This is a genomic window from Nocardia wallacei (genome assembly GCF_029868745.1).
GTDB lineage: Bacteria > Actinomycetota > Actinomycetes > Mycobacteriales > Mycobacteriaceae > Nocardia > Nocardia wallacei_B.
This window is the reverse complement of the sequence record NZ_JARWOP010000282.1, coordinates 19,929-38,488: the sequence shown is the minus strand read 5'-3', so window position 1 is coordinate 38,488 and position 18,560 is coordinate 19,929. Positions and strand designations below refer to the sequence as shown.

Sequence of the window (18,560 nt, the reverse complement as noted above, 5' to 3'; positions counted from 1 at the left end):
CGGACCTGATCATCGACGGCCTGTGCGGGAGCCGTCGTGGCGAGGACATAAACTGTCCGGCATGCGCATGTTCCTGGATATCCTCCTGATCATCACCAGCGTCCTGCTGGTGCTGCTGGTGCTGCTGCATCGCGCGAAGGGCGGAGGCCTGTCCAGCCTGTTCGGTGGTGGCGTGCAGTCGAGCCTGTCCGGTTCGACCGTCGTGGAGAAGAACCTCGACCGCATCACCATCTTCATCGGGATCGTCTGGATCATCTCCATCGTGGGCATCGGCTTCGAGATCAAGTTCGCCTGACCGGCAGTACCGCCACGGCGGCGGCCGCGAGGACCGGGGGGGGGGGTGGGGAACCCCCCCCGGGAAGAGGCCGCCGCCCCCCGGGGGCCCCCCCCCGGCCCCGCCAAGTCCCCCCCCCCGGAACCGGCGGGCGGCCGGGCCCCGCGGGGGGGGGCCGGGTGCCCGGGGGGGTATACCCCCCCCCCCGCCCTTAACCCCCCCCTCCCCCCGGGCGCCCCCCCCCCGGCCCCGAGCATCTGCCCGCAGCCGTAACCGGCGGTCAGCACGGCCGCGGCGGTGGGTCCCGCGAGATCGCCGCCGATCTCGAGGGCCAGCATGGTGACTCCCATGAACGTCGCCCCGAACAGCGCCGCCGCCGCGACAGCGGCCACCACACCGGTCGACACGGCCGGAAGTAGCGCCGACAACACCTGTAGCAGCAGCGCGGCGCCCAGCGCGGTCACGGGCGTCCAGCGCCGGGCCACGGCATTCCACAGCACTGTCGCCGGCGCGGCGGCCACGCCGACCACCACCCACACGGCCGTCCCGAGCGCCTGGCGGCCGGGCGTACTCACCGCGGCGACCAGGAACGTCCCGATGACGATGTAGCCCAGACCTTCCAGGAAATACGAGACCAGCAGTGCCCGCCAGGCCCGCGCCGACCGCACGCCCGTCGCCGTGGCCCGCGCGCCCGGCACGATATCCAGCCGCAATGCCGGGAGCAGCAGCAAGGCCGTCAACGCCGCCGCGCCCAGCCACATCGCCTGCCACGACACCAGCGGCCGCGCCGCGAGCGCCAGCACTCCGGTCAGGGCGATGCCGCAGCCGACCCCGGAGAACGCGATTCCGGCTGCGCGCCTGCGGTTCTCGTGGCGTGCCGCGACTCCGGCGCAGCCGATGAACACCACCGCACTGGCCAGCCCCGCGAGGAAGCGCAGCACCATCGGCGCCGCGCTCGGCGCGGGCCACGCCATGGCCGCCTCGCTGACCACCAGCACCAGCGCGGCCGCTCGAAAGGTGTTGCGGCCGTTCCACTCCGGCCGGATCGACAGCAGTACCGCACCGACCAGATAGCCCGCGTAATTCGCGGCGGCGATCAGCGCGCCCGTATGCGGGCCGATCCGTCCGGCGTCGATCATCACCGGCATCAGCGGGGTGTAGGCGAAACGGCCGATACCCATGGCCGCCGCCAGCCCGGCGGCGGCGCGCAGTGCGGGTGTCAGGCGCTGCCGTGGAGGTGCTGCGATGGTCACCGTATCGACGGTAGGGTGCCCCGGCGATCCGGTGAAATGCTTTCTGCGCACCATGTATACGCTGGACGTATGGATCTGGAGTTGCGGCACCTGCGTGCGTTCGCCGCGCTGTGCGACGAGCGCAACTACACCCGCGCCGCGCACCGGCTGCACCTGGCGCAACCGTCCCTGACGCGGACGATCCAGCAGTTGGAGCGCATCCTCGACTGCCGTTTGATCGATCGCACGCCCCGGCGCTTCGAGCTGACCGCCGAGGGCGCGGAATTCCTGTCGCACGCGCGCCGCGTGCTCGCCGATCTCGACGCCGCGGTCGCCGACATGCAGCTCCGCTCGGCGGTGTCGGTGGGTTTCGCGTGGCTGCTGCCCGACGGCTGGTTCGCCGCCGCGCGCACTCGTTTCGAGTCGGTCGGCGGGCATGTCGAGATCCATCGCGTCGACGACCCGATCGCCGCGCTCGCCGCCGGGACCATCGATATCGCGTTGTTCCGCAAGGAGATCCGGCTGCCGAAGAATATGGCCGCCCGCACCATCGGCACCGAACGCCGGGTGCTGGCGGTGGCCGCGTCGTCGCCGCTGGCGGGCGCCACGGGCCTGCGCTGGCAGGAGCTGGCGTGTTATCCGTTGGTGGTCAACACCGTATCGGGCACCATCGACGAAACCTCCTGGCCGCAACCGGATCCCGGCCGCGAGATCGTCACCTGCACCAACTTCGACGAATGGCTGGAGCTGGTGGCGGCCGGGCGCGGTATCGGCGGCGTCCCCGAACTGGCCCGGACGCGGGCGCCCCATCCGGGCGTCGCCTACGTCGATGTGGCCGATGCGCCGCCATCCCGGATCTACCTGATCTGGCGAACCACACCGGCGCCCTCGCGCTCGGTCCAGCGGTTCCTCGAGATCGCCTGAACGATCAGGGCCGGGCGAAGGCGTGGAAGCGGCGGGCGATGCGGTCCGGGAACTCGCCGTTCACCGCGTGCGAGGCGGCGGGCCAGAGCTCGACCTGAGCGCCGGGGATCCGGCGGGCGGTGGCCGCCGCCCGCTCGGCGTCGTGCACGATGCTGCGTCCGCCGATGACGGCGAGGACCGGCACCGAAATCCCGAGCAGTTCCTCCTCGGTCGGGCGCGCGGGCTGCGGCTGTTCCGAATGGAAATCGCGCATCCCGGAGGCGATCAGGCGGCCTTCCGGCACCGAATCGTCGCTGCGGGCACCGCCGGAGATCCAGCCGAGCAGACGGTGCCGCAGGGCCATCGGCATGCCCGGGATCACGCTGCCCAGCGAGACGGCGATCATCTTCCAGGTCAGTGGCGCAAAGGTATTCGCGGGATCGAGCAGGGTCACCGAGGCCACCCGCTCCGGGCGATGGATCGCGACCTGCGTGGCCAGCCAGCCGCCGATGCTGACGCCGATCAGGTGGGCGCGCTCGATCCGGAGCCCGGCCAGCGTCTCCGCGACCCACATCGCCTGGTCGGAGCCGTCGGTCAGCGGCACCTCCTGCGTGCTCGCTCCGGGTTCGCCGATGCTGTCCAGCGACCACACCGTGCGCTCGGCGACCAGCCCGGGCAGATTGGCGCGCCACATCGGGGTGGAGGCCTGGCGCCCGGACAGCAGTACCACCGGCGTGCCGGGGCGATCGCCGAAGCGATACGCCCGCACCGGACCGAAAGTAGTTGACACCGCGCGAGTTTCGTGCGGCTCGGGCAGGGTGTCCATACCGTCGAGATAGGCGTCGGCGAACCGGTCGAACGCCTCCTGATTCGCGAAGTACCCGACCCTGCGGTTGGGCTTGCCGATATTGGGTTCGAGGAACAAATGGTCGGTCGCCATACCAAGCAGCGTAGCGGCAGGCAACCGATCGGCTACTCGAGTCCCTTCTTTCCCGGCGTCCAGAACGGCTTCATCACAACGGATTTGCGCGGCCAGCCGCGTTCCTCGACCAGATGGCGGCGGAGCGACTGGATGGTGCGGGCCTCGCCCGCGAGGTAGGCGACGCCGGGAGCGTCCGGCAGCCGGAGGTCGCGCACCGCGTCGACCAGTACTTGCGAAGAGGCGGCCGAGGCCGTGCCGCGCAGCGGGTGCGACAGGTCGGCGGCACGGGGGAGCGGGAGCCGGTCCGCCGCCGTCGCGGTCTCGACGGCGCCGTACACCGGGGCATCGTCCGGCAGGGCGGCCAGCATGGCCCCGAAGGCGACCGCGGCCGTCTCCTCACCGGCGAACAGATGGTACGGCGCGTCGGCGCGCAGGGTGAACGAGCCGGTCGGGCCCCGGAATCGCACCTGATCGCCGACCTCGACCGCGCGACCCCAGCGGGAGCCGGGGCCCTCGCCGTGGTCCAGTACACACAGGTCGAGGACGGCGGCGGCCGGGTCGAAATGCCACACCGAGTAGGTGCGCGGGTCGCCGACTCGGCCTTCGGTTCCGGTGAGTATCCGGAGCTGTTGCCCGGGAACGAATTTCAGGCTGCCCAGCGCCTCGCCGCCGAGCCGGAACCGGCGCATGCGGGCCGCAATCGGCGCGGCCTCGAGCACGGTGGCGGTCGTGACGAACAGGTCGAGCAGGCGGGTGCGCAGGTTGCGTGGCCCCGGTGGGACAGGTTGCGGCACGGGCGGTTCGGTGTCGGAGGAGGCGGGCTGGGGCGAGTGGGTCATGGGTACGCCTCGGATCGTGTCGGGAGCGGGTGTCGGGGCGGTCAGTCGCGGGATCGACGTCGGCGCCGGTGGTGTCGGCGCGTATCCGACTTCAGGTGCGCGAGTTCGTGTGTCGCGGCGACGAGGATCTCGCGCACTCGCTCGACCACCTCCGGGTCGCCGTGCGAGTGGGCGATGGTCGACGCCGCGGTCTTGAACAGGCGCAGGGCGGGGGCGAGGATTTCGGCGGCGTCGGGGTCGCGGAACATGCCCCACTCGCCGCGCCGGGTCGCGCGGGCCCAGATGCGCTCCAGTTCGGCCCGGTGGGTGCGGACCTCCTCCCGGCCGGTGGCCGTGATGTGGAAAACCTTTCGGCCGCTGTCGCTTTCGACGGTGGCCAAGCCCTCGTCCTCGAGCTGCTGCAGGGTGGGGTAGACGGCGCCCGCGCTGGGGCGGTACGCACCGCCGCAGCGCTCCTCCAGCCGCGACATCAGCTCGTAGCCGTGTCCGTACTGCTCGGCGAGCAGCGCGAGCAGGGCCAGTCGCAGCTCCCCGGGTCCGAAGAAGCGCCCCGGACCGAATCCGCCGCGCTCGGCGAACCGTCGTGGGTTCATGTATCGAAGATATATCTTACGATATAGCCGCCGCAAGAGCCGGAGGGCCGGCGACTCCCCGTGCTATCCGGTGCGCGGCACCCGCCCGTCGATATCGGTGAAGCCGTACGCCTCGGCGAGATCGGCTACGCGCCAGGGTTTTCCGGTGCGACTGCGGCGGTCCGGGTCGTGTGCCAGGGCGACGACGGCGCGGCCCGGGAAATGCGGCGTCTCCGCGTCGTTCAGATCGAAGGCGCCCTCGCCCGGCAGGGTGATCAGGCGGCGGCCGTCGGCGTCTGGCGGAACCATCTGCAAGAGTTCGGTATCGACGATGCCGGGCCACAGCGACACCGCGGTGACGCCGGTGCCGGCGAGTTCGTGCGCCATATCGGCGGTGAGGCGATCGACGGCGGTCTTCGCGACGCCGTACACGGCGTTGTGGGTGTAGTGCTCGGCGCCGGGGGAGGAGATCGAGACGATCAGCCCGTCGTTGTCGATCAGCAGCGGCGCGGCGAAATGACTTGCCACATAATGAGATCGCACGCCGATATCGAAGCTCTCGTCCCACGCCTCGGGCGGCACCTCCCAGAACGGCTTGCCCAGCCAGCGCGCCGACGCGGGCGCGTTGTAGACATTGTTCACCAGCACGTCGAGGCGGCCCTGATCGGCGCGGACCCGCGCGAACAGCGCGGCCACGGCGTCGTCGTCGCGATGGTCGCAGACGATCGGCACGCCGGTCCCGCCCAGTTCGCCGATGCGCTCCGCGGTCTCGGTGACCGTGCCCGGCAGCCGGCCCGGCGTCGCCGACCGGCCGGTGACGTACACCGTCGCGCCCGCCGCACCCAGCTCCAGTGCGATGCCCTTGCCGATGCCGCGGCTGGCCCCGGTCACGACCGCGACCCGCCCGCTGAGTATTCCGTTCACGACTTCGGGACACTACCGTGAAACAAGAACACGTTCTAGTCCTTGGGAGGCGTAGTGGAGCCGACACATCGGTTCGTGGAGACCAACGGCGTCCGGTTGCATGTCGCCGAGCAGGGGACGGGGTATCCGGTCGTCTTCTGCCACGGCTTCCCGCACGGGTGGTTCGTCTGGCATCGGCAGCTGGCGGCGGTGGCCGCGGCCGGTTATCGGGCCATCGCTCCCGACCTGCGCGGATACGGCCGGACCGAGGCGCCGGAGGGCGTCGAGGCGCACACCAACCGCGCCGTGATCGGCGATCTGCTCGGGCTGCTGGACGATATCGGCGCCGAGCGCGCGGTCTTCGTCGGGCTGGATTTCGGCGCGCAACTGGTGTGGGAGCTGGCTTTGCGCGCGCCGGAACGCGTCGACGCGGTGTTCGTGCTGAACAACCCGTTCGCCCCGCGTCCGCCCAAGCCCCCGTCGGCGTTCTGGACCAAGGCGGCCGAACGGCACTTTCTGCATCTGTCGTACTTCCAGACGCCCGGTGTGGCGGACGCCGAACTCGCCGCGCGCCCGCGGGAGTTCCTCGCCCGGGTCTTCTACGCGCTCAGCGGCGACTACCACTATCTCGACACCTGGAAGAACCCGCCGGGCCTGGGCTACCTCGACGTGCTGCCGGAGGCGCCCGCACTGCCGTGGACCTGGCTCGCCGAGGGTGAATTCGAGGTTCTGGCAAAGGAATTCGAGCAGACCGGCTTCACCGGCGGGCTCACCTGGTACCGCGCCCTGGACCGCAACTGGGAGCTGACGGCCGGCCTGCCGACCACCGTCCCCGTGCCCACGTACTTCCTCTACGGCGAGAACGACCCGGACATGGAGGGTTTCAGCGGTCGCGACCCGCTCGCCACCCTGCGGGCGCACGTCACCGATCTTCGTGCCGTCGAAAAGGTCGCGGGCGCAGGGCATCTGGTGCAACTGGAACGCACGGGTGCGGTGAACGACTTCCTCATCGCTCACCTCGCCGCGCACCGGTCAGGAGATCCAGGTCAGTAGGTCCGCGACCGGAAGGCGTCCGCGGGGGATCGCGGTGGGCGCCGAGTTCGGGGCGGGCGCCGGATATCCCATCGCGACGGCATGGCGCGCCAGCCAGCCGGGTGGCGCGCCGACGAGGCGGGCGGCACGGCGGACATTGTCGTCAGGATGGAATGTCGTGAGGCAGGTACCCAGGCCGAGGTCGTCGGCGGCGAGACAGATCGACTGCGCGACGCGGCCCATGTCGAATTCGGTGTCGGCGAAACCGTTGTCGTGCGAGAGCAGCACGAGCACCAGCGGGGCGTCGGCGAGGTGCAGGGCGAAGTTGCCGCACCGGGACAGGTCCCGGCGCACCTCGGGACCGGTCACCGCGACGAACCGCCAGGGCTGGCGATTGCGCGCGGATCCGGTCCACCGCGCCACGTCGATGATCCGTTCGACGTCCGACCGCGGTACCGCGGTGGGAAGGAAATGCCGTACCGAGCGCAACGTCCTGCTCACTCGCTCTGCTCCCACGCCGCGATATCGCGGTGCAGCCGCTCACCCAGCTCCCGCAAAGTGGCTCCCGGAACGCCCGGCCCATACGTCACCTCGATCAACGGCATACGCCGAGCCTATCGATTGCCATCGCGCTACCGGAAAGCTGCCGCGGTGAGGTCAGCGGGGGAGCTGTGCGGCGGCAGGGGTGTCGAGCAGCCATGTGGTGCTCTCGCTGCCTTGCGCACCGGCGGCGGGGATGTCGGCGGGGTCGGCGCCGGCAAGAGCCGCGGCGACGGCTTCGGCCTTGGCCTCGCCGCCGACTACCAGCACCACGTGGCGGCTGCGGCGGACAGCCGGGAGGGTGAGGGTGACCCGGACCGGCGGCGGTTTCGGCGAATTCGTCACGGCGACAACGAGTTCGTGGTCCTCGCGGACGGCGTCGGTGTGCGGGAACAGCGAGTTGACGTGACCCTCGCCGCCCATGCCGAGCAGGTGCAGGTCGAAGGCGCCGTGCTCGGACAGGTGGGCGTGCACCGCCGCCGAGTACTCCGCGGCGGCCTCGACCGGGTCCGGGTACTCGCCGTCGGAGGCCGCGACCGGATGTACGCGCGCCGGATCCACCGGGACGTGGTCCAGCAGCGCCTGCCGGGCTTGCAGGTCGTTGCGCTCGGAATCGCCTGCGGGCACGAACCTTTCGTCGCCCCAGAACACGTCCAGCCGCGACCAGTCGATATCGCCGGGTTCCTTCCGGACCAGCTCCAGCAGCCCGATGCCGGTCCCGCCCCCGGTCAGCACCACCGCCGCCGACCCCCGCGCCGCCTGGGCCGCGGTCACCACCGCGACGAACTTCGCGGCCGCCGCGGCCACCAGTTCCGTCGTGCCGGAGAAGATTTCGACATGGGTCTCACTCATCGGTCACTCCTGTCCGACTGGACTCACTCGTAGGTCACCTTCTCGATTCCCGACAGGGCCTCGGCGTAGATCTCGTCATCGTCCAGGCGGCGCAGTTCCTCGGCGAGGCAGTCCTTGGTCTCGCGGCGCGCCAGGGCGAAGCGCTGGTCCGGTTCGCCGGTGCGGGAAAGCGTTGCCGTGCGGCCCGTCTGGGGCCGCGAGATCGCGATCGAGACCGTCGGGCGGTGCAGTTCGACCCGCAGTTCGCCGGTGTGCCGCCGCACGGGGCAGTTCAGCCGGGCCGCCAGCCACCCGGCCAGGATGTCCAGCGCCGGTTCCTCGCGCAGCCCCGACACCGTCACCGATTCGACCGCCTCGTAGGGCGGTTCGTCCAGCGCGGCGGCGAGCAGCGCGCGCCAGTACGTGATCCGGCTCCACGCCAGATCGGTGTTGCCCGGCGCGTACGAGGCGACCCGCTTGCGGATCGCGTCCTGCGGGTCGGGGGCGAAGGTGGCGTCGGTGATGCGCCGGATCGCCAGGCGCCCCACCGAATCCTTCGACGGGAAATCCGGCGCCCCGCGCGGCCACCACGCCACCACCGGGGTATCGGGCAGCAGGAACGGGATCACCACGCTGCTCTCGTGATTGACCAGGTCGCCCTGTAGCCGGAGCACTATCACCTCGGCCGCTCCGGCGTCGCCGCCGACCCGGATCTGGGCGTCCAGTTTGGTCTCGGCGAACCGGTCACCGCGCGCGAGAACGATGACGCGGCAAGGGTGTTCGCGGCTGGCGTCGTTGGCGGCGTCGATGGCGTCCTCGGCCTCGGAGCTGTCCAGCGTGCAGACCACCAGCGTGAGCACCCGGCCGGTGGTGATGACGCCGTTGCTCTCCCGCAGCTTCACCAGGCGTTTGGCGACCGATCGGGTGTCGGTCGTGGGCATGTCGACGATCACGGCCGCCGCCATTCCCGCCCGGTGCGGGCAAGCATCTCGTCGGCCGACGCCGGACCCCAGGTGCCCGCCTCGTACGGCTCGGGTTTGCCGTCGGCGTGCCAGTGCTCGAGCACGGGATCGAGGATGCGCCAGGACAATTCGACCTCCTCGTTGACGGGGAACAGCGACGGCTCGCCGAGCAGCATGTCGAGGATCAGCCGCTCGTAGGCCTCCGGCGAGGATTCGGTGAACGACTCGCCGTAGCTGAAATCCATGTTGACGTCCCGGACCTCCATGCTCGACCCGGGCACCTTGGACCCGAACCGCAGCGTGATGCCCTCGTCCGGCTGCACCCGGATCACCAGGGCGTTCTGCCCCAGCTCCTCGGTCATGGTCTGGTCGAACGGCAGGTGCGGCGCGCGTTTGAACATCACCGCGATCTCGGTGACCCTGCGGCCCAGGCGTTTTCCGGTGCGCAGGTAGAACGGCACGCCCGCCCAGCGCCGCGTGTCGACGTTCAGCGTGATCGCGGCGTAGGTCTCGGTGCGGGAGTTGGGATCGAAACCCTCCTCCTGCAGCAGGCCCACCACCTTCTCGCTGCCCTGCCAGCCCTCGGTGTACTGGCCGCGGGCGGTGGTCTCGTCGAGCGGCTCCACGAGCTTGGTCGCCGAGAGCACCTTGAGCTTCTCGATCTGCAACTGCCGCGGCTGGAAGCTGACCGGATCCTCCATCGTGGTCAGCGCCAGCAGTTGCAGCAGATGGTTCTGGATGACGTCGCGCGCCGCGCCGATGCCGTCGTAATAGCCTGCGCGCCCGCCCAATCCGATGTCCTCGGCCATCGTGATCTGCACGTGGTCGACGAAATTGGAACTCCAGATGGGCTCGAACATCTCGTTCGCGAAGCGCAGCGCCAGCAGGTTCTGCACCGTCTCCTTGCCGAGGTAGTGATCGATGCGGAACACCGTCTCCTCGGGGAACACCCGGTTGACCAGGGCGTTGAGTTCCTGCGCGCTCTGCAGGTCGTGCCCGAACGGCTTCTCGATGACGACCCGCCGCCACGGCTTCTGGCGTCCCTCACCCGGATCCGGCGGCTGCGCCAGGCCGGTGCGGGAAAGCTGTTGCAGCACAAGGGGAAACGCGTTCGGCGGAATCGACAGGTAGAAGGCGTGATTGCCGCCGGTGCCGCGGTCGTGGTCGAGCTGTTTGAGCGTCGCCGCCAGCTGGGAGAAGGCGGCGTCGTCCTCGAAGGTGCCCTGCACGAAGCGGATTCCCTCGGAGAGCTGTTCCCAGACCTCCTGCCGGAACGGGGTGCGCGCGTGCTGCTTCACCGCCTCCAGCACGACCTTCGCGAAGTCCTCGTCCGCGTAGTCCCGGCGGGCGAAGCCGACCAGCGCGAACCCGGGCGGGAGCAGCCCGCGGTTCGCGAGGTCGTAGATGGCCGGCATCAGCTTCTTACGGGACAGGTCACCGGTGACACCGAAGATCACCATGCTGCACGGGCCCGCGATCCGGGGCAGCCGCTTGTCGCTCTCCTGGCGCAGCGGATTCCCCGGGGCGGCCGTCGTCTCTGCGCCGGCCATCGGGTCAGTTGTTCCCGGGTGCGGCAGACGCGTCGGGGCCGGAGGAGGCAGCTTGCGTCACCACGGAGGCCCCCGCGTCTGTCGCCGTCGATGCAGCCTGGAGTTCGGTGGCGGTCGCGGAAAGCAGTTCCTCCCACGACTTCTCGAACTTCTCGACGCCTTCGCGCTCGAGCACGACGAACACGTCGTCGATGTCGACACCGACCGCGCGTAGCTTGTCGAACACCGCCTGCGCCTGCTCCGCGGTGCCGCTGACGGCGTCGCCGCGCTGCTCACCGTGGTCGGCGTAGGCCTCGAGCGTTTTCTCCGGCAACGTGTTCACCGTGTTGGGCGCGACCAGCTCGGTGATGTACATGGTGTCGGAGTACTCGGGGTTCTTCACGCCCGTGGACGCCCACAGCGGCCGCTGCCGGTTGGCGCCCGCGGAGGACAGGTGCGCGAACGTCGAGGTGTGCTTGCCGCCGTCGAAGACGTCCTGATACTCGGCGTAGGCCAGCCGCGCGTTGGCGATTCCGGCCTGGCCGCGCAGTTCCAGCGCCTCCGGCGTGCCGATGGCCTCGAGCCGCTTGTCGATCTCGGTGTCCACCCGGGACACGAAGAACGACGCGACCGAATGGATGCGGGCCAGGTCGTGCCCGGCGATGCGGGCATTGCGCAGGCCGTCCAGATAGGCGCCCATGACGCTGCGGTAGCGGGCCACCGAGAAGATCAGCGTCACATTCACGCTGATGCCCTCCGCGATCACCTTCGTGATGGCGGGCAGGCCCGCCTCGGTCGCGGGGATCTTGATGAACAGGTTGGGCCGGTCGACGATCTTCCACAGCTCGATCGCCTGCGCGACCGTCTTGTCGGCGTCGAAGGCCATGCGCGGGTCGACCTCGATCGACACCCGGCCGTCGACGCCGCTCGTCGCCTCGAACACCTCGGCGAACACGTCGCAGGCGGCGCGCACGTCGTCGGTGGTGATGGTGCGGATCGCCGACTCGACGTCCGCGCCCCGGGCGGCCAGCTCCTTGACCTGCTCGTCGTAGGCGTGACCCTTGCTGAGCGCGCCCTGGAAGATGGTCGGATTCGTGGTGACGCCGACGACGCTGCGGGTGGCGATGAGGTCGGCGAGGTTGCCCGACCGGATGCGGTCGCGCGACAGATCGTCGAGCCACACCGACACGCCCGCGGCGGACAGTGCGGCGAGTTTCTCGTTCTGTGTCATGTCGCTTATCCCTTCACCTTGTCGAGTGAACGCTGAGCGGCCTCGACCACGGCCTCGGCGGTGATGCCGAATTCGCGGAACAGGGTCTTGTAGTCGGCCGAGGCACCGAAGTGCTCGATCGACACGATCTGGCCGTCCGCACCGGCGAAGCGGTACCACGGCATCGAGATTCCCGCCTCGACGGTGACCCGCGCGCGGACCGCCGGCGGCAGCACCTCGTCGCGGTAGGACTGCTCCTGCGTGTCGAACCACTCCACACACGGCATCGAGACCACGCGGGTGCCGATGCCCTGCGATTCCAGCGTAGTCCTGGCCTCGACCGCGAGTTGCAACTCCGAACCGGTAGCGATCAGGATCACCTGCGGTGTGCCGGTGGAGGATTCGGCCAGCACGTAGCCGCCGCGCCGCACGCCCTCGTAGCTGGTGCCGTCGAGGACCGGCAGGTTCTGGCGGGTCAGCGCCAGCGCCGACGGGCCGTCGATATGCGGCGTCTCCGACACCTCGTACGGCGAATCGTGTTCGGCGCTCTCCAGTTCCAGCACCGCGCGCCAGGCGTGCACGGTCTCGTTGGCGTCGCCGGGGCGGACCACGTTCAGGCCCGGGATGGCGCGCAGCGCGGCCAGGTGCTCGATCGGCTGGTGGGTCGGGCCGTCCTCGCCGAGACCGATCGAGTCGTGCGTCCAGACGTAGACCGCCGGGACCCGCATGAGCGCGGCCAGGCGCACGGCCGGGCGCATGTAATCGGAGAACACCAGGAAGGTGCCGCCGTAGGGGCGGGTCGGGCCGTGCAGGGCGATGCCGTTGAGGATCGCGCCCATCGCGTGCTCGCGGACACCGAAGTGCAAGGTGCGGCCGTACGGGTTCGCCTTCCACATGCCGGTGGAGATGGACTCCGGGCCGAAGCTCGGCACGTCGGGCATGGTGGTGTTGTTGGATTCGGCGAGGTCGGCCGAACCGCCCCACAGCTCCGGCAGCACCGGGGCCAGCGCGGCGAGCACCTTGCCCGAGGCCTTGCGGGTGGCGACGCCGCTGTCGTCGGCCTCGAAGGTCGGCAGCACGTCGGCCCAGCCCGCGGGCAGGTCGCGCGCCGTCAGGCGATCGAACAGCGCCTTGTTGTCCGGGTTGGCCTGCGCCCAGGAGTCGAACCGCTCCTGCCAGGTGGCGCGGAGGGCCTTGGCGCGGTCGGCGGCGTTGCGGCGGGTGTGGGCGATGACGGCGTCGTCGACCTCGAACGTCCGGTCCGGATCGAAGCCCAGCGCCTTCTTCGTCTCGGCCACCTCGTCTGCGCCCAGCGCGGCGCCGTGGGCGGCGCCGGTGTTCATCTTGTTCGGGGCCGGATAGCCGATGATGGTGCGCAGCAGGATGAACGACGGCTTGTCGGTCACGGCCTTGGCCTCGGTGAGCGCCTTCTCGATCGCGACGACATCCTCGCCGCCCTCGACCACCTGCACGTGCCAGCCGTAGGCGCGGTACCGCTCGGCGGTGTCCTCGGTGAGCGCGATGGAGGTGTCGTCCTCGATGGAGATCTTGTTGTCGTCGTAGATCACCACGAGGTTGCCCAGCTGCTGGGTACCGGCCAGCGACGACGCCTCGGAGGTCACGCCCTCCTCGATGTCACCGTCGGAGGCGATCACGTAGATGTAATGGTCGAAGGGGCTCTTGCCTTCCGGCGCGGCCGGATCCCACAGCCCGCGCTCACGCCGCGCCGCCATCGCCATGCCGACCGCGGAGGCCAGGCCCTGGCCCAGCGGGCCGGTGGTGATCTCGACGCCGGGGGTGTGCCGGTACTCCGGGTGGCCCGGGGTGAGCGAACCCCACTTGCGCAGGTTCTTCAGGTCCTCGAGTTCGAGGCCGATGCCCGCCAGATACAGCTGGATGTACTGGGTGAGGCTGGAGTGACCGCAGGACAGCACGAAGCGGTCGCGGCCCGGCCAATCCGGGTCGGCGGGGTCGTAGTTCATGACCCGCTGGTAGAGGGTGTACGCCAGCGGCGCCAGGCTCATCGCGGTGCCGGGGTGGCCGTTGCCGGCCTGCTGCACGGCATCCGCGGCGAGCACGCGGATGGTGTCGACGGCTCTGGTGTCCAGATCGGTCCAGTCGACCGGGTGGTTCGGCTGGGTGAGGGCGCGGATGTCGTCTGTGACTGACACGACCGAGGTTCTCCTGACCTTCTCGTCAACTTTGCGGTTACGGCGACGTGCTGCTTGCGGGCGCTGGATGCACCACCCACCCTAGAGCCCGTCCGAATCCCCGGACGTGGGAACCCTGCAACGACGGGCCGTGTCGTGCGTTCGTTATCGCGCGGTGGTGGTTGTCGCCGGGTTGTTACCGGCGCGTGCGGACGAATTGTGTCTTGGGCGGCCGCAATCCGGGCACGATGCCTGCGGCACCGGCGGATTCGCGCCGGGTGGGTGCTGGACCACAACCCGCGTAGGTCTACCATCGCCTGTAGTAGTTGCAGCGCCGCGTCGGCCTGTGCCCGTGGATCAGCCCCTGCGGGAATGCGGGCCGAGGGCGGCGCGCTGCTGGTTCCTGGACCGGATCGATGCACCACCTGCGAGGAGAGACAGTGCGGATTGGGCAACAGCCGGGTGGTGCACATGGCCCCTCCGCGACGGCGCTCGCCGACCGTGTCACGGGCACGGGCCCGCTGTCGGCCCTGACCCGCCGGGTACTGGCCTACATCGCGCTGACCAAGCCGCGGGTCATCGAGCTGCTGCTGGTCGCGACGATTCCGACGATGCTGCTGGCCGATCGCGGGCACATCGACATCCGCCTCATTCTGGCCACGCTGTTCGGCGGCTGGATGGGCGCCGCCAGCGCGAACACGCTGAACTGCGTCGCCGATGCCGACATCGACAAGGTGATGAAGCGGACCTCCAAACGTCCGCTGGCCCGCGATGCCGTGCCGACCCGCCACGCGTTCGTGTTCGGCGTCGTGCTGGGCGCCGGCTCGTTCGCGTGGCTGTGGTGGCAGGCGAATCTGCTGTCGGGCCTGCTGGTGGTCGCGACGATCCTGTTCTACGTCTTCGTCTACACGCTGGGGTTGAAGCGCCGCACCTCGCAGAACGTGGTCTGGGGCGGAGCCGCCGGGTGCATGCCCGCGCTGGTCGGCTGGTCGGCGGCCACCGGGACCATCGGCTGGCCCGCGCTCGTGCTGTTCCTCGTCATCTTCTTCTGGACGCCGCCGCACACCTGGGCGCTGGCCATGCGCTACAAGGAGGACTACCGCGCGGCCGGTGTGCCGATGCTGCCGGTGGTCGCGACCGAGCAGGCCGTCACCAAGCAGATCGTCGTCTACACCTGGCTGACCGTCGCCGCCACCCTGGCCCTGATCCCCGCCACGGGCGTGGTCTACGCGGCCGTGGCGCTCGCCGCGGGCGCCTGGTTCCTGCTGATGGCCCATCAGCTCTACTCCGGTGTGCGGCGCGGCGAACCGGTAAAGCCGCTGCGCCTGTTCCTGCAGTCCAACAATTACCTCGCCGTCGTCTTCTGCGGCCTCGCCGTGGACTCGGTCCTCGGCTGGCACACCATCGGCCACACCCTGTTCGGCTGACGCTCCGCAGCATCGATCGTCCTCCCGCGATACGCGCGTATCCACCCCTGCCGTACCCCTGGCCCTGGTTCGAGTGCGCGATCATCCGAGGTACGGCGTACCGCAGTACTCCGCATGGTGTTGCAATCTCAATCGCACCGTTGAGTGCACCGGCAAGGATTCGAGTTCTTCCAGGCTCAGGAACTCCACAGAGGTGGACTCGTGCGACACGGTGATCTGACCACCGATCACGCGGCCGTAGTACACAACTGCGAACTCTTGCCGCACTTCACCGTCCGCGTATGCGATCACGTGCGCTGGGTCCGAGTAGATCCCGAGCAATCCCGTTATCTCTATATCCAGCCCGGTCTCTTCTCGCGTCTCGCGAATAGCGCACTGCGAGAGCGTCTCACCCAATTCCATGATCCCGCCAGGTAACGACCAATTGCCTGAATCACCTCGACGTTGCATGAGCACGCGGCCGGAGTCGTCGGTTACCAGGGCGACAGACGACGAAGATGCAAGGCGGTGTGCTGGTATCCGCGTGCACGGAACAGATACGGGGTAACGATCATCTCGTCATCGATCATTCGGGATTTCGGCACGGTGTGCGGGTGTCCGCAGAACTCAAGCCTCAGCAGCTTCCCTCGAAGCCAAATCCCCCTCAACCGCCTTGAAGATTTCCATATCTGTCTTCTGCTGCCACTCCGGCAGCTGCTCCCACGGAGCTACGTAGCCCGGCTTCGGATCAGGGATGTGCGCGTAAATCTGCCCCACCCAGCAGATGGCCACGAATTGGCCCTTGGTTTCCGGTTCGAGGCGCGTCGCTGCACCGTCCGTGATCCGGATGAAGTCCGCCACCTGCTGATAGACGGCCTCGGCGCTGGCCTTCTCCCAGTCCGGTGTGTTCTCCCACGGCGTGATGTAGCTGTCCTTCGGTGTTCCGGGATAGTGCGTGGTGACGCCCTTGATCCAGGCTTCCCGAAAGACCTTGCCGCCGTGTGCGGTATCGGTGCTCACTGTGCTCCTCATCAGTAGGTGGGTGACGTTGCCAGCGTCTTGATCTGTTGTTCGAGGTGGACAATGTGCCGGTCGCCCTGGAAGCCCGTCAGGCGCTGTCGCAGCTGCCCAAGTCGCCGACCGACGTAGCCGGATTTGGTGCGGCGGGCAATATCTACCGCCGTGCCGCCGTACCACACGACTTGAACCGGATCGTTGCGCAGCGCCCCGGCCGCGGCCAGGTCGACCAGTACACTGGCCCGCCTGCGGGTAGACAGCGGACGGTCCGAAAGCGGCGCCAGGATGTCCTCGGCCTGTTCGGGTCGCGCCAGTTGCACCAGGCAACTGGCGCGTTCTTCGTCGATGCGTGTCCCGTTGAATCGCAGCCAGCCAATGGATGGGGTGTCGGCTAGGTCGAGGACACCGCGCGCTGCATCGAAGGCGCGTTCGCATCCCGCAGTGTCACCGAGGCCGGCGAGGACTTGCCCCCGCACACTCTCCACCCAGTAGCGAGTGGGTAGCTCGCTATTCCCGTTGCGGGCGATCCCGGCCGCTTCTTCCACCAGTGGCAGCGCGTCGTCGTAACGGTTGTCGAAGATGCCGATGTAGGCGTGCCGGGTGAGCGCACACGCCCAGAGGTCGTAGGCCCTCGCTTCGGCCGCGAACGCGCCCGACAGGGCGTAGCAATGCGCGGCCTCAGCCAAATGGTTGGCATCGAGCAGGATCTCGCCGGACAACTGCAAAACGTCAGCGATCAATTCCTGCTGGCGGCGGCGCATTCCAGGGGTACGTGAGTTGCGCAGGCACTCCACCAACATGGTCAGCTGTTCCCGGGCGGCGTTGAACACAGCGGTCTTGGTTTCGGCCTCGCCGTAGTCCTGCCACAGCAGCCGATTGACCGTGCCGCAGTGATCCAGCGTGGCCGCATCCGCTTGGCCCGAAGCGGAGGCAAAGTGCAGCCGGCCCCAGTCGATCGTGGTTGTAGTGGCGAGAGTGGTTGTGGCAATACTTAACAGCCGCAACAACTCTCGTCGGTTCATATCCGTAATCTCCGTGGGGTACGCACCACCGGGTCCGGTGGCGTGACTGCCTCCCACAGTAGTAGATGCGACACCGCGAACCAGGCGAGCGGCTGGTGCCTTCACCGCTTCGACGTTCAGCAGCTCGCTCCTGATCGAGGCGCGGTTGTCGGTCGAATTGCACCGGGAAGGAATATGGTGCCGCTGCCGCCAGACCGCCTCGCCTTCTTGCAGTATTTGTTCGAACCTGGCCCGGTCTTCTGAGGTGGCGCGTTGTTCCAGCGCCGTATCGAGGATGGCCTGTGTGGCGGAGCGCGGTTTCACGGTGCTGAGGCCCGCCCGCCAGTTCATCACCGTGGTGGTTTCGAGGCCGAGTAGCACCGCGAAGTCGCGCACAGATCGCCGCATCGCTTCTTGCAACGCGGCTGCCTCGAATCCTGTCCATTCCCGCCCTCTGACCATCGCCCCGCCTACGGTACGCCATCTGACCTGGGGAAACCCATACGAAACCCACACACTACGCCACCACCAGGCACTCGCGAGGAAAACTGCCGCGCCGTCAGGCTGAAGAGGCACTATTCGCTGCATATGAGGGGAATTCCCATGCCTCGCAATCTGTTTCGCCACCTCGTCATGGCTGTGGCAGTGACAAGTTCGGCTCTGAGGAGCGCCGGTGACGGATACTGCGATCGTCGGTGCTACAGAGAATCCGGCTGGCGACTACTTCGGGGGACGTGAGCCGGCATGCGACCCGTCACCCCGCCGCGTCCGACTCGGCGTGTTCGGCACATTCATATCGAGTCCGGCGCTTTGAAGCTCGATTTCCAGGCCGGCGCAGAGCAGGCGCAAGACGTCGCCGATGAACTCGCGGGCACCTTCGCCGACATGGAGTTGCAGGTCACGGTGGATGACGAGGTGCATACAGATCTGCCGCCGCTGCCGTGCGCATGCCTGTGGGACTGAGGCTGCTTGCTGTTGCCCTCCCGCCCGAACGTTCGAACACGTTCCTCCCAAAATTCATCCTGCTGCCGGAGAGCGGCAGCGTCGCCGAAGTGGAGAGCACCTCGTGATCATGCCGGACCCGTTGCCGCACAGGACATTTGTTCAAGCGGACGGCAAGCTTGCCGAGTTCATGTGCCAGGTGTCGCTCATGGATCTGACTCTGAACCGGGCGCGGGAACTGAGGAATATCCACCGCTTTCACCACCCGGACGAGTGCATCGTGCACCTGGAAGCG

Annotated in this window: 18 protein-coding genes and 1 pseudogene; 5 read left to right on the top strand and 14 right to left on the bottom strand. The window is 68.8% G+C overall.

Going from position 1 to position 18,560, the window contains the following annotated elements:
• Positions 1-61 precede the first annotated feature (61 nt).
• Positions 62-295 carry a preprotein translocase subunit SecG gene (gene secG, locus QH470_RS25585; protein WP_187683467.1) on the top strand — a complete coding sequence of 78 codons (234 nt, stop codon included), beginning with the start codon at positions 62-64 and terminating at the stop codon, positions 293-295.
• Positions 296-522: 227 nt separating this feature from the next.
• On the opposite strand, the pseudogene QH470_RS25580 reads toward secG, so the two are convergent.
• Positions 523-1,455, bottom strand: a pseudogene (locus QH470_RS25580) (YbfB/YjiJ family MFS transporter); the annotation flags it as partial.
• A 141-nt stretch (positions 1,456-1,596) separates the two neighbouring features.
• On the opposite strand from QH470_RS25580, the gene QH470_RS25575 reads away from it, so the two are divergent.
• The gene (locus tag QH470_RS25575; protein ID WP_280274892.1) at positions 1,597-2,430 is read left to right on the top strand and encodes a LysR family transcriptional regulator; all 834 of its coding nucleotides are present in this window, start codon (positions 1,597-1,599) and stop codon (positions 2,428-2,430) included.
• A 4-nt stretch (positions 2,431-2,434) separates the two neighbouring features.
• Here the strand turns inward: QH470_RS25575 and QH470_RS25570 are convergent, their stop codons facing one another.
• The 4 genes from QH470_RS25570 to QH470_RS25555 all read right to left on the bottom strand — a co-directional run bounded on the left by QH470_RS25570 (position 2,435) and on the right by QH470_RS25555 (position 5,666).
• Positions 2,435-3,349 carry an alpha/beta fold hydrolase gene (locus tag QH470_RS25570; RefSeq protein WP_280274891.1) on the bottom strand — a complete coding sequence of 305 codons (915 nt, stop codon included), beginning with the start codon at positions 3,347-3,349 and terminating at the stop codon, positions 2,435-2,437.
• Positions 3,350-3,381: 32 nt separating this feature from the next.
• Positions 3,382-4,170, bottom strand: a complete 789-nt coding sequence (locus QH470_RS25565) for a siderophore-interacting protein (RefSeq protein ID WP_280274890.1) — start codon at positions 4,168-4,170, stop codon at positions 3,382-3,384.
• A gap of 41 nt (positions 4,171-4,211) precedes the next feature.
• Positions 4,212-4,763: a PadR family transcriptional regulator gene (locus QH470_RS25560; protein ID WP_280274889.1), complete on the bottom strand. Its 552-nt coding sequence runs from the start codon at positions 4,761-4,763 to the stop codon at positions 4,212-4,214.
• Positions 4,764-4,826: 63 nt separating this feature from the next.
• Positions 4,827-5,666 (bottom strand): SDR family NAD(P)-dependent oxidoreductase, encoded by an 840-nt coding sequence (locus QH470_RS25555; protein ID WP_280274888.1) that lies wholly within the window; start codon positions 5,664-5,666, stop codon positions 4,827-4,829.
• 54 nt (positions 5,667-5,720) lie between these two features.
• Here QH470_RS25555 and QH470_RS25550 point away from each other — a divergent pair, with 54 nt between their 5' ends.
• The gene (locus QH470_RS25550; protein WP_280274887.1) at positions 5,721-6,698 is read left to right on the top strand and encodes an alpha/beta fold hydrolase; all 978 of its coding nucleotides are present in this window, start codon (positions 5,721-5,723) and stop codon (positions 6,696-6,698) included.
• Here the strand turns inward: QH470_RS25550 and QH470_RS25545 are convergent.
• From QH470_RS25545 to tkt, 6 genes are all read right to left on the bottom strand, one after another.
• A complete protein-coding gene (locus tag QH470_RS25545) occupies positions 6,678-7,178 on the bottom strand; it encodes a nitroreductase family protein (RefSeq protein ID WP_280274886.1) in 501 nt (166 codons plus the stop codon). The genes QH470_RS25550 and QH470_RS25545 overlap by 21 nt on opposite strands.
• A gap of 156 nt (positions 7,179-7,334) precedes the next feature.
• Entirely contained in the window at positions 7,335-8,069 is a 735-nt protein-coding gene (pgl, locus tag QH470_RS25540; protein ID WP_280274885.1) for a 6-phosphogluconolactonase, read from the bottom strand.
• Between the two features lie 23 nt (positions 8,070-8,092).
• The gene (opcA, locus tag QH470_RS25535) at positions 8,093-9,001 is read right to left on the bottom strand and encodes a glucose-6-phosphate dehydrogenase assembly protein OpcA (protein WP_342213843.1); all 909 of its coding nucleotides are present in this window, start codon (positions 8,999-9,001) and stop codon (positions 8,093-8,095) included.
• Positions 8,998-10,560 (bottom strand): glucose-6-phosphate dehydrogenase, encoded by a 1,563-nt coding sequence (gene zwf / locus QH470_RS25530; protein ID WP_280274883.1) that lies wholly within the window; start codon positions 10,558-10,560, stop codon positions 8,998-9,000. Before zwf ends, opcA begins: the two co-directional genes overlap by 4 nt.
• 4 nt (positions 10,561-10,564) lie before the next feature.
• Positions 10,565-11,770: a transaldolase gene (gene tal, locus QH470_RS25525; RefSeq protein WP_280274882.1), complete on the bottom strand. Its 1,206-nt coding sequence runs from the start codon at positions 11,768-11,770 to the stop codon at positions 10,565-10,567.
• A gap of 5 nt (positions 11,771-11,775) precedes the next feature.
• Entirely contained in the window at positions 11,776-13,920 is a 2,145-nt protein-coding gene (gene tkt, locus QH470_RS25520) for a transketolase (RefSeq protein WP_280274881.1), read from the bottom strand.
• A 419-nt stretch (positions 13,921-14,339) separates the two neighbouring features.
• On the opposite strand from tkt, the gene QH470_RS25515 reads away from it, so the two are divergent.
• The gene (locus QH470_RS25515) at positions 14,340-15,326 is read left to right on the top strand and encodes a heme o synthase (RefSeq protein WP_280274880.1); all 987 of its coding nucleotides are present in this window, start codon (positions 14,340-14,342) and stop codon (positions 15,324-15,326) included.
• 81 nt (positions 15,327-15,407) lie between these two features.
• Here the strand turns inward: QH470_RS25515 and QH470_RS25510 are convergent, their stop codons facing one another.
• From QH470_RS25510 to QH470_RS25500, 3 genes are all read right to left on the bottom strand, one after another.
• Entirely contained in the window at positions 15,408-15,806 is a 399-nt protein-coding gene (locus tag QH470_RS25510) for an NUDIX domain-containing protein (protein WP_280274902.1), read from the bottom strand.
• A gap of 126 nt (positions 15,807-15,932) precedes the next feature.
• On the bottom strand, positions 15,933-16,325 hold the full coding sequence (locus tag QH470_RS25505) for a hypothetical protein (protein WP_280274879.1): 393 nt from the start codon (positions 16,323-16,325) through the stop codon (positions 15,933-15,935).
• An 11-nt stretch (positions 16,326-16,336) separates the two neighbouring features.
• Complete coding sequence (locus tag QH470_RS25500; RefSeq protein ID WP_280274878.1) at positions 16,337-17,785, bottom strand: NsdA family TPR-like regulatory protein; 1,449 nt, start codon at positions 17,783-17,785, stop codon at positions 16,337-16,339.
• A gap of 348 nt (positions 17,786-18,133) precedes the next feature.
• Here QH470_RS25500 and QH470_RS25495 point away from each other — a divergent pair, with 348 nt between their 5' ends.
• Complete coding sequence (locus QH470_RS25495; protein ID WP_280274877.1) at positions 18,134-18,286, top strand: hypothetical protein; 153 nt, start codon at positions 18,134-18,136, stop codon at positions 18,284-18,286.
• The last annotated feature ends 274 nt before the right edge of the window (positions 18,287-18,560 follow it).